This is a genomic window from Rhizobium sp. KDH_Rht_773_N (genome assembly GCF_052946295.1).
This window is the reverse complement of the sequence record NZ_CM129525.1, coordinates 2,823,352-2,837,662: the sequence shown is the minus strand read 5'-3', so window position 1 is coordinate 2,837,662 and position 14,311 is coordinate 2,823,352. Positions and strand designations below refer to the sequence as shown.

Sequence of the window (14,311 nt, the reverse complement as noted above, 5' to 3'; positions counted from 1 at the left end):
TCTCGCTTTTTCTGCTTTCAGAAGATAGAAAATCTGTTCTTATGGAGACACGTTTTCTCGATACTTTCCTCCTGGTTGCCGAGCTTGGATCACTGGCCGAAGCCTCCCGCCGCCTCGGCATCACACCGGCCGCGGTCGCCCAGCGCATGCAGGCGCTGGAAGACGATGTCGGCGTGCCGCTCCTGACCCGCGTCGGCCGCCGCGTGCGCCCGACCGATACCGGCCACGCCATCATCGAAAAGAGCCGCAGGATCCTCGCCGAGGTCCGCGACCTGCGCAGCCTCGCCAATGCCGATCTGCCCTCCGGCGAGCTTCGGCTCGGCGCTATCACCACCGCGCTGACCGGGCTGCTGCCGGCCGCTCTTCATCAAGTGTTTGCCAGCATGCCGCATGTGGAGGTCTTCCTGTTGCCCGGCCCCTCCACCGATCTCTATCAGCGGCTGATAGACCGCGATATCGACGCGGCGATCCTCGTGAAACCACCTTTTTCAATACCGAAAACATTGGAATGGGAGCTGCTGCGCGCCGAACGCCTGGCTCTCGTCGCCCCTGCCGACTGCCAGGGCGAGAATCCGCACACGCTCCTGAAGACCCGTCCCTTCATCCGCTACGACCGCAACAACTGGGGCGGCCGTCTTGCCGACGAATATCTTCAAAGGCAGGGCCTGAAACCGGCTGAGCGGCTGGAACTCGATTCCCTCGAGGCGATCTCGGTCATGGTCGCCAACGGGCTCGGCGTTTCGCTGGTGCCGGACTGGGCAAGGCCCTGGCCGGAAGGCCTCAACCTCGCCGTCCTCGAACTGCCCGTGCCCTTTCCACCGCGAGAGGTCGGCATGCTCTGGCCACGCAGTTCCCCGTCGCGCCGGCTGACCGGCATCGTGCTCGATGCGCTCAAGCGCTCGCAGACCGCCCTCCGGCCCCAGCCATAGAGCCTTTATTCGCCGGAAACGAGGCTCTTGCGCTGGTAGACATGGATATAGTCGACCAGCAGGTAGGACGGGTTCGGCGTCTCGTCGATCGGCCAGCCTGCCCCGAGCGCAAGATTGACCAGCGGGTAGAAGGGCATCTGGAATTCCGGCGGCGTATCGAAGCTCCACAACGGCTTGCGGTCCAGATAGAAGGTTGATTTCTGCGGGCCGATATCCACGCCGAACGTATGGTAGTCGCTGCTGAGCGAGCCTTCGGGCACATTCGTCAGGTGGCCGTCCGTCGTGTGCTGGTTGCTCGGCCGCCAGACGTGATAGCCCATGCTGAACTCGCCGGGCGCGCGACCGTAATATTCGATCACGTCGATTTCCGAGGTGAATTTGGACCGGTCGAGACCGATCAGCCAGAAGGCCGGCCAGACGCCCTTGCCCGGCGGCAGCTTCATGCGGGCTTCGAAATAGCCGAATTTTTGCGAGAAGCCCTCGCCCTTCGGATTGGTCGAGGCGATGAGACCGGACCGCCACTTGCCGTCCGCATCCTTGCGAGCCTCGATCCGCAAGATGCCGTCATTGACCGTAAAAGGAAAACCGTCCATCGGGTCGGTAAAGCGGGCATCGCCGAAATCGCCGTTCCAGGGGGTGTGGGCGATCCAGCGCGATCGGTTTTCTCCCCAGGCCGAAACATCGAGCGTGTTGAAGTCCTCGGCGAAGGTGAGCTGAAAATCGTCGAGATTGAGCGGTTCTTCCGCTTCGCTCGGCCGAGGGCCGGGCGGGCCGAAAAGGCAGATGAGGATCAGAAGCGCAAATCTACCGCCAAACTTCGCGTGACGCATGGTTCTCCCTCCAGGAGATCTCGACCCCGTTGCGGGGTTTTGCGAGCCGATCATGAAACGACGACTCCGTTTCGCCAGGGCATAAACCTCCTGACAATGATGGCTTCCAGCCCGTCGGGCCGCCCCGCCGCCTGCCACAGGAGCAGGGAAGAGAGCCAGAAGATGGCAAGGGCTGCACCGCTGCAGAGGCCGACGCCAATGACAAGGTCGACGCCGAGCGGCATGGCGATGAGAACGGGCTGAAGCCAGAGCAGGAAGCCGATCATCGGCAGGCAGGCCGCAAGCGGCCGGACGACCGCATGGAACTGCGCGCCGATCGAGGCACCGATCAGCCGGCGGGTGATGATGATGCAGACGGCACAGGCAACGACAGCGGCGATGACGCGCGCGGCCAGCGCGCCGTCAAGCCCGAACATCATCACGCCGAGCACCGTAACCGGCGCCCGCACGGCGAATTCAGCAAACATCCTGAGCGCCACATAGCGGGTCTTGTCGAGAACCATGACGAGCGGCGGCATGATCGTCGTCGGCAGGCCGATCAGGCTGACGATGCACAGCCACTGCAGGATCGGTGCCGCAAACGCCCACTTCTCGCCCACGACAATGCGCAGGATCGGTTCGGCCAGCAGGATGATGACGAGCAGGATCGGCGCCGCCACGACCATGATCGCGTTGGTGGCCTTCAGATAGGCGGCGGTCTGCTTGCCCCGATCGCTGACGTTGGAAAAACCGGCCATCAGCGGACGCATGAGCGGACCGACGAATGTCTGATAGGGAATGCCGGCAAGATTGTCCGCGACGCTGAAGGCGCCATAGGTGGAAAGGCTCGTGAAGCGCGGCAGCAGCAGTCGATCCATCTGCCAGTTGAGCGAATTGAGAACCTGCGAAACCGTGTTCCAGCCGATCATGTCCTGGAAATGCTTCCATTCCGAGAGGCTGAGTCTCGGCCGCATCGGCGCGAAGATATAGGAGACGATAGTCGCCGCGGTCGGCCCTGCGACGGCGCCGATCGCCAGCCCCCAGTAGCTGTCCGTCGCGAGTGCGACGCCTACACCGAAAATCAGGGTCGACCCTTTGGTAATGAGATCGAGGGCAAATTCGCGCCGGAAGTCGAAGCGCTGCATGAAAAGCACCATGCGCGGGCTGATTACGCTTCGCATCGCCGGCGCGATCGAAACCACGGCAACGAGCGGAAAAAGCCGCGTGTCGTTATAGACGACAGCCATCGGCCAGGCGATGACGATCATCAGCAGGCTGATCGCGACCCCTCTGATGAGGCTGAGCGTGAAGGCGGTTGCAAACATCCGCTCCGATGGCGAGGGAATGCGTACCAGCGCCTGGGTGAGCGGAAGATCGAGGATCGCCTCGACGATCACGAGAACCGACGTAGCGATGGCGACGATCCCGAAATCGGCCGGGCTCAGAAGTCGCGCAAGCACGAGCAGGCTCACGAAATCGAGCAGTCGTGCAAGGAATTTTCCGCCGATTGTCCAGATACTTGCTGTTGCCGTTTTATGCGATACGCTTGACACGATCTGGTCCCTGGCCATGTGCAACCAACCTTTTCCGGGGCGCCGGCCTACCCGCCGCTCCGGTTTTGCCGGCCTCCTGGCCGATTTTGCGCGTCAGCTTGCCTTCCTTCTGACGGGGCTTGCGGCCTGGCGCCCGTGTTTGGCCAGTTGCTCGTCGATCAGCAAGCCGAGGCGGTCGCGGAAAACCGCAGCGGAGAATCTCAGCGCGTGGTTTCGGATCGCGGCCGGATCGAGCGTATCCTCGACCGCCTCGAACGCCGCCATCGTTTCCATCAGCGCTTCCACGCTCTGCTCTGCAAAACGGAAGCCGACATGCGGCGCGCAGACGGTTTCGCGCGCGCCTCCGGCATCAAGGGCCAGAACCGGCCGGCCGGACGCCATCGCTTCCACGGGAAGAATGCCGAAATCTTCGATCCCGGGGAACAGCAGCGCCCGGCAACGCGACAGGTGATCGCGCAGAACCGGGAACGGCTGGTGGCCGAGGAATTGTACGGTCGGCCCGGCGATTGACCTCAGATAGGCTTCCTGCTCGCCCTCCCCGATCACGACCAGATTGCGGCCCATTTCCGTGCAGGCCTTCACGGCAATATCCGGCCGCTTATAGGCGGTGAGCTGGCCTGCATAGAGATAGAATTCGCCCTTGCCCTGCCCGATGGCGAAATCGTCGGTCGCAACCGGCGGATAGATGACGACGGCGTCGCGGTCATAAAAGCGGCGGATACGGCCCGCGACATAGCTGGAATTCGCCACGAACGTATCGACGCGCGAGGCGGTCGTTACATCCCAGGCACGCAGCATCGGGGCGGTGAGCGACATCATGGCCTTGCCGACCCAGGAAACGCCGCGCCGGTAGACGTGAAACTGATCCCAGATATAGCGCATCGGCGAATGGCAGTAGCAGATGTGAAGCGCATCCGCCCGCGTGATGATGCCCTTGGCAGGACCGGATTCGCTTGAAATGACAAGATCATAGTCCTGAAGGTCGAAGTGCTCGAGCGCAAAGGGCATGAGCGGCAGCATCTTCGTGTAGTGGCGCGTCGCCCGCGGAATCTTCTGCAGGAAGGACGTATATATGTTGCGGCTGTTCAGGAAATCGCTGGTCCGTTCGGGATTATGGACCAGCGTGAAGATATCTGCCTGCGGAAACATGCGGCAGAGTTCCTCCACCACCTTTTCGCCACCGCGCATCGACACCAGCCAGTAGTGGACGATGGCGACGCGAAGCGGTTTCGCCTCGGCCCTGCCGCCGGCCTCGACGGCCCGGCTTCGTGCCACGACGGGGGCATCGCCCCGGAATGCCATTGCTTCTGGGAGAGAGCTTGCTGCTTTGACAGTCACCTGAACGCTCCTTGTACAATTGCCCCGCCCCTCGGCTCGGGCACCACATGTGTCGGAATGAGACTGCGATATTGGGCGAGAAGGGCGTCGCGCCATTCTTCGTGCGTCGTTGCCAGATTGGGCGACAGCCGGAAGGCACGCTCGCTCATCAGGCGGACATCCTCCCTGGGCATCTGGCGGAAGGCCGCCAATGTCGCGGCAAAGGCCTGCTCGTCCATCGTGTTGCAGGAGATCGCCATTCCGGCCCTCTCCATTTCCTCCGCAAGGAAGGCGCCCTTGGTTATGATGACGGGAAGGCCGCTGCGCGCCGCCTCGATCGCCACGAGGCCGAACGGTTCGGGATAGCGGGACGGCATGACGAGCGCGCTTGCGGTGCGGATGATCCGGCCGATCTCCGCATGCGACTGCCAGCCCATGGCCCGCACGTGCTCGCCGGCCGCCGCAACCTTCGGCATCAGCGGTCCGTCACCGATCACGCAGAGCCTTGCGCCGGCGCGGCGCACGGCAGCAAGCGCGTCTTCTATGCCCTTTTCCTCATCCAGCCGGCCGATGAAGACGAATTCGTCATTGTCCTCGGCTGCGACACGCCCGGCCGTCAGCGGCGCGATCGGGTTGCGGATGGTGATCAGCCGTTCCGGCCGGTAGCCCGAACCGACGAGGAATTCGGCCATCTTTTCATGGAGCAGAATGATCCTGCCGAAGGCGGGACGGCTTCTGAGCGCACGGAAGAGATTGGCGCCGCGCGCCGTTCGCCACAGTTTCTGCGCATAGCTGCGCTTGTCGCAGGAAGTGGCGATGCAGCTTGCCCCGAGCGGGCGCCGCCGGCAGATCTCTTGCGCCCGATAATCGAAGAACGCCCCGTTGGGACATCCGTTGAAAAAATCGTGCGCGTGAACGACGCATCGCTCGGCAACCGGCGCAAGCGCGTCGAAGACGGCCGGCGACAGGATCTGATGCCAGCCATGAACATGGTAGGCCGTCTTCGGCGTATCGTTGGCACGTATCCAGGCGGAAATCATCACGGCGGCCGCGGGATTGTGAATGCCTGTTGCGAAGGCCTTCGCGCGATTGGAGCTCAGAAGGTCGCGGCTGTTGAGCTTGACGATCGGGATGCCGAGAGAGGCAAGCTCCTCGTTGGCGCCGTCGTCGCCGCATATATAGGTCACGGCAATGCCGAGCCCGCGCAAGAGTTTCGCCGACAGTACCGCAAGCGCGGTCGCCCCGCCCCTCGCCGTCGAATAGTCATCGATGATGACCACGCGGTCGAGCACCGGTCGCGCAGCGATACCGTCCCTCCATATTTTGGCATAGCGTCCGGAAGCCGGCCACCGCAACGTCGAAACGGCGGACCCATTTTCATCAGGACGCAGTTGGCCGATGTCGTTCATAGAAGCTCTCCGACGACAGACACAATGGATGCTTTTGACGGCTAGGCCCCTACGCCGTCCATGAGAGGTGAAGTGGTCGCGAGCCGGCGGCAGACGCTCGCCGGTTCGGGACGAAGCGCACTATTTTGCCGAGGCTGCACCGTCGGCATAGGCTTCCAGCGCCTTGCGGTTGAGGATACGGATCCTGCCTTGAGCCCCGTCGATCACCTTGCATTCGCGCAGGCGCCGCAAGCACTGGTTGACCTTTTCGCGAGAGGCCGGAAGCGTCGCCGCCAGGTCGTTCTGGGAAATGACCAGCACGTCCCGGTTGGCCGGCGTATCCCTTCCGTAGACAGAAGACAGCCGCAGAAGCATTGCCGCCAGTCGCGACTGCAGGCTCGATCCGGCATTCGAAATGATGCGGCGCTCCAGCTCGGAAACGCGCGCAAGCGTTCTGGAAAAGACCTTTTCCTGAAACTGCGGATCGGTTGCGTACCTTTCCCGCAGCAGCCGGCCTTCAAAGAAGTATAACTCGCAATCCGAACTGGCCCTATACTCCAGGTTCAGCATCTGCTTGCGCAATACTTCAAGTTCGCCGATCAGACCTCCCCTCGGAATGATCTCGACAATGAATTCCCTGCCATCCGGCAGCATCGTACTGGCGCTGACCAGCCCGCGCTGCACGCGAGCAAACGTGTCTACAAAGACTCCGGCGCCTGCGATTAGTTCGCCGCGTCGGAAGTTGCGTACAGTCGCGCGGCAGAACGGGAAGTCGTCGTCGTTTGAGATGCGGTTGTTCAAAGATGAATCCGGAACAACGCTAATGGCCGCCTTGCCCATAGCGACCCTATAGTCTCTCGCTTGTGTAGCTCCGTCCATGCGCATAACTCCCCAAACAAACAGATTGGTCGTAGCTGATGCTGCACTGCATCATTTATATTGTCCTAACTTGAGAGTCAAATAACAATCGAAGATGACAAGAGCATCTCAAATAATAGTGACGATACCTGCAGTTATATAGATTATATTTTTTCTAGCATCCGTCGAATTCGAGGGGTGTATTATGCCGAATTGCCCATTTTTGGGGCGATTTAAATCAACATTGTCCAAAAAACAGCTATAACGCCCGACTTTATCTATTCAAGCCGCGCGTTCTGACGCCATACTAAGTTAAAATCTCGAATAAAATTAGGATTTGGAAATCCCCTGCCGCTGAATTCGTGGCGAACTCCGTAGCATCACAGTATTAGCATAAAGAATTTGCTAATCATTATGACCGCGGTCACAGACAAGCACATTGCGCTGCACCAAACTTCATAAGGTTCTAAACGGAAACTGTTGGAGTCGGTCAATGACTTGGGAAGCACAGAGTATTGAAGTTCGTGAATCCTGGCCGAATGTTGACCAGTCCGGGCCGAACAAGGATCGGCGCTCGGCATCGCGGCCCCACGTCGTCGGCAGGGCATCCAAGCGGGCGGTTGATATCGCGATGGCGGCCACCGCCCTGGTTCTGCTGTCGCCGCTGATGTTGATCGTGGCACTCATCGTAAAGTTGAGCGATCAGGGACCGATCTTCTATTCGCATACGCGCATTGGTTACGGAGGCGCCGCCTTCGGCTGCCTCAAGTTTCGCACGATGAAGACCGATGCCGCCGCCCAGCTCGCCGAACTGCTGCGCACCAATCCGTCAGCGCGAGCCGAGTGGGAAGCGACGCGGAAACTGAAGAACGATCCGCGTATTACGACGGTGGGCGAGATCCTGAGGAAGTCCAGCATTGATGAGCTGCCGCAGCTCATCAATATCCTGCGCGGCGAAATGAGCATCGTAGGCCCGCGACCGGTGACGGCCGACGAGCTCACCCGCTACGGCGAGCATGTGACGAGCTACATGGCCGCAAGACCGGGCCTGACCGGGCAGTGGCAGACCAGCGGGCGTAACGATGTCAGCTACGAATACCGCGTTGCGCTCGATGTCCAATATGTCCGCAACTGGTCGCTCACGCGCGATTTCATCATCATCGCGAAGACCGTTCCGGCGCTGTTTTCGCAGCGCGGCTGCTACTAATCCGCAAACGACATATGGCCCCTCCGGGCCATGCACCTGCTGGACAGCAACGAAGAAGACACTCTCGCCCTTTGGATCAGGACACTATGAACTCAAATCACGTCTTCAGCAGCGTCTCCCCGATATCCCTGCCGGCCGCCGTCAGCGCGAGTTCGCCGCTGACGCTGCGGGACATGTCCTTTTTCGTCAGAATGCGCTGGCCCTGGATCGTGTCGACCATCCTGGCCTTCGTGGCGCTTGCCGGCGCCTATCTTCTGATCGCCAAGCCGACTTATGTGGCCAGTACCCAGCTTATGGTCTTCCCGCAGGTGAACGGCTCGGACGCCCAAAGAGCCTTCGCCGAAGACGCCTTCATCGATGCGCAGCTCGAAATCGCCAAATCCAGCGATGTCCTTGGCGGCGCCGTAAACGCATTGAACCTCGCCGACGATCCGGCTTTTTCCGGTCAGGCCCTTTCCCTGCAGGACAGGGTCAAGGACTGGCTGACGGGCAACCTCGCCAGCACCACCCAGCCCGACACGGCACAGGATGCCGCGAACTCGAACAAGGCCCAGCCTGCGACGGGCCAGCAGACGTCGCGGACCGACCGGGCGATCGCGCGTCTGCGCAATATCGTCGCAATGCGCCGCATCGGCCAGTCGACGATCCTCGAAATATCCGCATCCGCATCCGACCCGCAGAGGGCGGTCGAGATCGCCGATGCCGTTGCCCAGCAATACATTCGCAAGAACGTTCAGATGAAGGCGGCGGCAGCCCAGCAATATAGCGAATGGCTGGAGCAATTCGTCAACGAACAGCAGCGCGGGCTTGCCGATGCCGCAAACGCGCTTGCCACCTTCAAGGCGAATCCGCGCGACCAGTTCAAGCTTGCGGAGTTGCAGAGCGCGACCGCCGCCCGCCGCACGCTCTTCGAAAATACGCTTACCCAATATACCGAGGCCAAGCAGCGCATCTCCTATCCGGTCTCCGACGCGACCATCGTTTCGCAGGCGACCTCACCGCTCTCCAAGGCGCAGCCGAACAATTCGCTGATCCTTGCCTTCGCACTGATCGTCGGCGCCGGTTCCGGCCTCGGCCTCGCCATGATCCGCCATGTCAGCGATCGGCGCATCATGCGCACCCAGCAGCTCTCGCAGGCGGCTGGCCTGGCTTTCGTCACCTCTCTCGGACGCGCAAAGAGGAGCGGGCGCGCGGCCGCACTGCCGACCGCCAGCGACAGCGGCACCGTCGCCTATCCGATGATCCCGGGAATGGCCGAGCTTGGCGCGACCGTCACCGGCTTCCGTCGCCGACGGCGCGTGGTGATCGGCATCGTCGCCGTCAACCCGGGCGACGGAGCATCCACCATCGCCTGCGAACTGGCCGTGCTCTCGGCGATATCGGGCTCACGCACCCTGCTGATCGATGCGGCTGCGACGAAGTCCTCGCTCAGCAAGTCCATCGCACCGAACAGTTCAGCCGGCCTGATCGACGTGCTCGACAATATCGAGGCGATCCGCACCGCCACCCTGTCACTGACGCCGACGCTGAAATTCCTGCCGCTCGGCAAGGTCCGCGCCGTGACGCCCGCCATTCGCCTGAGCTCGCGCCGCACCCAGCTCAACTTCAACGATCTGAAGAAGGAATTCGACGCGATATTCGTCGATATTTCCGCCTTCACCTCGTCGCCGGACGCCAATGCGATCGCTCCGGAACTGGACGGCGTTCTCGTTGTAACCTGTTACGGCCAAACCTCGATCGACGAAACGGTCCGCGTCGTCGACAGCATGCGCAATGTCGGGGCAGAAATCCTCGGCGCGATCGTCAACAACACACCGTCGAGCGTTCAGCCATGACGATCCCGACATCACAGGCACCCAAACTCAAGATAGGCGTCGGCATTGCCTCGGCGGGCCGACCGGCGACGCTTCTGGAGACAGTCGCCTATCTCGACAGCCTCCAGCCCCATCCGGAACGCATCATCGTCTGCGTCCCCAGCCTGGATGACGCTGCCGGGCTCGCCGGCCGCAAGGGCGTGGAACTGATGCTCGGCCCTCGTGGCCTGACCTGCCAGCGCAACCGGATCATCGAGGCGGCAAGCGCGGACATGGACGTGCTGATCTTCCTCGACGACGACTTCATTCCGGCGCCGGGCTTCATTCCGCGCATGGCCGCCGTCTTCGCCGATGATCCGGATGTGGTCATCGCGACCGGCGACGTCCTCGCAGACGGCATCCTCGGCAAAGGGCTGACCCAGTCCGAAGCCATCGATGTCATGAAGACCGCCGGCGAAAGAGGCGAGCAGGTGACGGAAGTCTACAACGCCTACGGATGCAACATGGCGGTCCGGCTGGCGCCAATCGTCGGTCACGGCCTCGCCTTCGACGAGCAGCTGCCGCTCTACGGCTGGCTCGAAGATGTCGATTTCAGCCGCTCCATCGCCCGCTTCGGACGATCGGTGCGTATTTCGGGCGCCTGTGGCGTGCATCTTGGCGTCAAGTCCGGACGTCAGCCCGGCAAGAGGCTCGGCTACTCGCAAGTCGCAAATCCCGTGCACCTGATGCGCAAAGGCACCATGTCCGCGACCCGTGCGCTGGCACAGATCGGCCGTAACATCCTGGCAAACGCCCGCGGCGCGCTGCTCAACGATCGCGCGGTCGACCGCCGCGGCCGGCTGAATGGCAATTTCCTGGCTTTGTCCGACCTTCTGACGGGACGTGCATCCCCGATGCGCATCCTCGAACTCAGCCAGTCCTCAAACCGTGAGATGGCCTCGCCATCCATCGCGGCAAAACGGAGGTAACAGACGCCATGAGACCCATATTTTTCGCTGATCGTCTTGCGCTCGTCGGCCTTGCCGCCGTCTTCAGCTGCGCGATGGGATGGAGCGCTGCCCGCGCCGACAACTACACGCTCGTTCCCGAGGACAAGATAAAGCTGCGGATCGTGGAATGGCGGTCCGCCGATTCCAAATATGCGAGCTGGGAAGCTCTCGACGGAACCTACACTGTCGACGATGCAGGCAACCTGTCGATTCCGATCGCCGGCCAGATCAGGGCCTCCGGTCACACGACCGAGCAGCTGTCGGATGCCATTTCAGATGCGTTGGCCGAAAAGGCCGACCTTCCCGGACGGCCGTTCATCGCCGTCGAAATCGACCAGCATGCGCCGATCTTCGTCAACGGCAGCATCGAGCGGCCGGGACGTTACCCCTTCGAGGCCAACATGACCGTCATCAAGGCCGTCAGCGTTGCCGGCGGCTACATGCGCGCGCGTGACGACAGCAGCTATTACGACCGCGACCGCATTCAGGCTGCCGGCGACTATCGTACAGCCGTCCTCAACCGCCGCGATCTCCTGATGCGTGCCGCGCGCCTGCGCGCCGAGATCGCCGGCCAGTCCGATTTCGACATTCCCGCCGAACTCGCCGGCGTACCCGATATCGACAAGCTCAAGGCGGAGGAACTGAACCTGATGCGCCTGCGGGCGGTCGAATCCAATAGCCAGATCGAGGCGGCAAACGATCTCAGCCGCCTCTACACGCAGGAAATCCAGTCGCTCGAAGCCAAGATCGTCTCCCAGAAACGGCAGATCGACCTTGCGCAGCAGGAGCTGAACAACGTCAACAGCCTCGTCAGCAAGGGCCTCACCAGCAACACCCGCCAATATTCGGTCGATCGCGGCCTGGCGGAAGCGCAGAGCGAATTGCTGGACCTCGAGATCGCGCTGACCAAGTCGCGCCAGGGTTTGAACGAGAGCGAGCGCGAAAAGGCAACCATCATCAACAAGCGGAACGCCGAAAACCAGCAGGAGCTGAACACGATCAGCCTGGCCATCAACAAGGCGGGCATCGATATGCAGGTGGCGCAACTGCTCGGCGATCAGGCCGGCTATAGCGCGGAGCTCGCCCGCATGGGCGCGGAATCGACGCTCCTCGGCAAGACGAAAAAGAACTTCAAGATCGTTCGCCGCAACGAAGACGGCAGCTACAGCAATATCGTGGCCGATGAGAACACGGCCCTGCTGCCGCACGACATTATCGAGATCGGCGTCGAGGCAGCGGCCGATGTCTCCGCCGCCACGCCGGCGCCGCAGCCGCAGCAGGCGGCCGCCGCCCCTGTTCCCGACATAGCCCGGAGCGATGCGCCGCCACCGAACTGGGTATCGCAGACAGGATCGAACTAGGAGACCACGGTAGGATTATGCCTGTTAGCATCGGAATTGAGTTCATGTCCGCATTTGCCGTCCTGTCGGGCCGCACGCATGGCCCGCTTGGCGCAGGAGCAGAGAATCCTCGGCCCCCCTCGGAGGCTGCGGCATGACAATAGAACCGATCGGCTTCCTTGTGCTCCTGCTCGGCCTCGCGCTCGTCTATTACGGATCCCGCTTCGCGATCACGGCGCTGTGCATCTCCACATTGCTCGGCGCGGCGGCAGCCTTCCAGCTTCCGGCACTCGGCGGCAGCAGCATTCAGCCGAGCCACCTCCTGCTCTTCTTCGTCACGATCGGCGTGCTGCTGCGTCCGCGCCAGAAACAGGCGGCGCTTACGAGCCTGGCCTATCCCGGCCCCGGCTTCTGGTTTGCCGCCTATGTCCTGTTTTCCGCGGTATCGGCCTTCTTCCTGCCGCGTATTTTCGCCGGCGCGACGTTGGTCTATTCATCCGCGCGCAGCAGTTCCGGCCTGATGTCGATCATGGCATCGCCGCTGGCGCCGGGTTCCTCCAATCTCACGCAGTCCGTCTACCTGCTCGGCGACCTCGTCTGCTTCGCCGTCGTCTGCGGTCTTGCCCGGCTGGGGCACGGGCGCTTCATTGCCCGCCAGCTCATCGTCACGGCGCTCGTCTGCCTGGGTTTCGCCCTCGTCGATATCGCGACCTTCACGATCGGCCAGCCCGACCTGCTCGATTTCATGCGCAATGCCAATTACACGATGCACACGGCCGAGGTCATCGGCGGCTTCAAGCGCATTGTCGGCTCTTTCCCGGAAGCGAGCGCCTATGGGACGGCTGCCCTTGTCTTCTTCTGCTTCACGCTCATCCTCTGGCTCGAACGCTTCCCCAGCCGCTTTACCGGCTTTGCGACGCTGTCGATCGGCCTGACCCTGATCCTCTGCACGTCGACGACGGCCTATGTCGCCGGCCTCTTCATGATCGGCGTCGCGGTGCTGTTCGCACTCAGGCGTCTCCTGAGCGGCCAGGCGACGCGCCCCTATGCCACCTTCCTTTTGATTACGCTGCTGATGGTGCCTTGCGTGGTCCTGGCGATGGCGCTGATCCCCAGCGTCTGGAACGCTCTTGGCGATCTGGCGAACGTAACCCTCGCCAACAAGCTCGAATCCCAATCCGGCGAGGAACGTACCGCCTGGAACACGTTGGCGCTGATCTCCTTTGTGGAAACGGCCACCTTCGGGGCCGGGCTCGGCACCGTGCGCGCATCGAGCTTCGCCGCAGCCCTTCTGTCGAATGTCGGCCTCACGGGCACGGCTCTCTTCCTGCTCTTCCTCTACAGCCTCCTGATGGCCGCCGCCCGCAGCAAGCTGGTGAACCGCGAAAACCGGGCGATCGGGATGGCCGCCGTTTTCGCCTCCGTCGCGCAGATCGCCTCGGCGACGATTTCCGGCAGCAGCACCGACCTTGGCCTGCTGTTCAGCATCACGGCCGGCCTTGCAAGCGGTTGCCTGGCAACACCCTATGCGCTGCCGAACCGCATGGCCCGACTTCAGAGGACACCGGCATCGCTGATGAGCACGCCGGTATTTTCGTCACGATGATGTGCGGGGCCGAAAAGATGTCGGCGATCTCAGCCTTGCCGCTGCTTGCCCGGCACAGGTGCCGGATCGGCCATGGCACTCTCCTTGGACGGCTTGCGGCTGCGACGCCAGAGCCCGGCTGCGAAGACGCCGGTCACATAGCAGGCCTGCATCAGCACGAGGATACCGAGACCGTAGAGCGCAGCCTCGAGCAGAGACGCGCTTTGGTGGGCCACGACGCCGAAACCGAGCGATACGACGATTGCGAATATGGCAAAGGCCCAGGCGCGAATGGCGGTTCCGGCTGCGAGCGAAATCAGTATCACAATGATCGTGCCGTTCAGCATTGCGATGCCTTATCCCTTCCTGTCGTCCCACATGCGCCCGTGCCGATCTTCACATTACAGGGCCAAATCCACAACACCCGGCATTTGGTAGTGGAGCGATAGCAATGGTTAATTTTCTCACAATCTGCCGCGATCAAAACGCCGACGAGGGACGTTTTGTTGCTGACGGAACAAG

The 14,311-nt window shown here is 62.0% G+C and carries 13 protein-coding genes; 6 read left to right on the top strand and 7 right to left on the bottom strand.

The genetic code is table 11. The features are described 5' to 3' along the window. Positions 1-41: 41 nt before the first annotated feature. A complete protein-coding gene (locus tag ACU8HS_RS13980) occupies positions 42-929 on the top strand; it encodes a LysR family transcriptional regulator (protein ID WP_113413502.1) in 888 nt (295 codons plus the stop codon). Between the two features lie 5 nt (positions 930-934). Here ACU8HS_RS13980 and ACU8HS_RS13975 read toward each other — a convergent pair whose 3' ends face one another. From ACU8HS_RS13975 to ACU8HS_RS13955, 5 genes are all read right to left on the bottom strand, one after another. Next, a complete protein-coding gene (locus ACU8HS_RS13975; protein WP_113413501.1) occupies positions 935-1,759 on the bottom strand; it encodes a glycoside hydrolase family 16 protein in 825 nt (274 codons plus the stop codon). Between the two features lie 50 nt (positions 1,760-1,809). After that, positions 1,810-3,291, bottom strand: coding sequence for a lipopolysaccharide biosynthesis protein (locus ACU8HS_RS13970; RefSeq protein WP_113413585.1), 1,482 nt, complete (start codon positions 3,289-3,291; stop codon positions 1,810-1,812). Positions 3,292-3,384: 93 nt separating this feature from the next. Beyond that, positions 3,385-4,629, bottom strand: coding sequence for a glycosyltransferase family 4 protein (locus ACU8HS_RS13965; RefSeq protein ID WP_113413500.1), 1,245 nt, complete (start codon positions 4,627-4,629; stop codon positions 3,385-3,387). Continuing rightward, positions 4,626-6,017, bottom strand: coding sequence for a glycosyltransferase (locus ACU8HS_RS13960; protein ID WP_113413499.1), 1,392 nt, complete (start codon positions 6,015-6,017; stop codon positions 4,626-4,628). The genes ACU8HS_RS13965 and ACU8HS_RS13960 overlap by 4 nt, the downstream gene beginning before the upstream one ends. A gap of 120 nt (positions 6,018-6,137) precedes the next feature. After that, positions 6,138-6,875 (bottom strand): Crp/Fnr family transcriptional regulator, encoded by a 738-nt coding sequence (locus ACU8HS_RS13955; protein ID WP_112755454.1) that lies wholly within the window; start codon positions 6,873-6,875, stop codon positions 6,138-6,140. A 472-nt stretch (positions 6,876-7,347) separates the two neighbouring features. Here ACU8HS_RS13955 and ACU8HS_RS13950 point away from each other — a divergent pair, with 472 nt between their 5' ends. Further along, complete coding sequence (locus ACU8HS_RS13950) at positions 7,348-8,061, top strand: sugar transferase (RefSeq protein ID WP_112563034.1); 714 nt, start codon at positions 7,348-7,350, stop codon at positions 8,059-8,061. 97 nt (positions 8,062-8,158) lie between these two features. On the opposite strand, the gene ACU8HS_RS13945 is transcribed toward ACU8HS_RS13950, so the two are convergent. After that, a complete protein-coding gene (locus tag ACU8HS_RS13945; protein WP_447014575.1) occupies positions 8,159-8,281 on the bottom strand; it encodes a hypothetical protein in 123 nt (40 codons plus the stop codon). Between ACU8HS_RS13945 and ACU8HS_RS13940 the strand changes: the two genes are divergently transcribed. The 4 genes from ACU8HS_RS13940 (at position 8,271) to ACU8HS_RS13925 (ending at position 13,810) form a co-directional block, all read left to right on the top strand. After that, positions 8,271-9,896: a cellulose synthase operon protein YhjQ/BcsQ gene (locus tag ACU8HS_RS13940; RefSeq protein WP_447014574.1), complete on the top strand. Its 1,626-nt coding sequence runs from the start codon at positions 8,271-8,273 to the stop codon at positions 9,894-9,896. The genes ACU8HS_RS13945 and ACU8HS_RS13940 overlap by 11 nt on opposite strands. Beyond that, positions 9,893-10,843 carry a glycosyltransferase gene (locus ACU8HS_RS13935; RefSeq protein ID WP_113413496.1) on the top strand — a complete coding sequence of 317 codons (951 nt, stop codon included), beginning with the start codon at positions 9,893-9,895 and terminating at the stop codon, positions 10,841-10,843. Before ACU8HS_RS13940 ends, ACU8HS_RS13935 begins: the two co-directional genes overlap by 4 nt. A gap of 8 nt (positions 10,844-10,851) precedes the next feature. Then, positions 10,852-12,225 carry a polysaccharide biosynthesis/export family protein gene (locus ACU8HS_RS13930; protein ID WP_113413495.1) on the top strand — a complete coding sequence of 458 codons (1,374 nt, stop codon included), beginning with the start codon at positions 10,852-10,854 and terminating at the stop codon, positions 12,223-12,225. 133 nt (positions 12,226-12,358) lie between these two features. After that, positions 12,359-13,810 carry a hypothetical protein gene (locus tag ACU8HS_RS13925; RefSeq protein ID WP_447014573.1) on the top strand — a complete coding sequence of 484 codons (1,452 nt, stop codon included), beginning with the start codon at positions 12,359-12,361 and terminating at the stop codon, positions 13,808-13,810. Between the two features lie 29 nt (positions 13,811-13,839). Here ACU8HS_RS13925 and ACU8HS_RS13920 read toward each other — a convergent pair whose 3' ends face one another. Then, on the bottom strand, positions 13,840-14,136 hold the full coding sequence (locus tag ACU8HS_RS13920; RefSeq protein WP_112755446.1) for a hypothetical protein: 297 nt from the start codon (positions 14,134-14,136) through the stop codon (positions 13,840-13,842). Positions 14,137-14,311 lie beyond the last annotated feature (175 nt).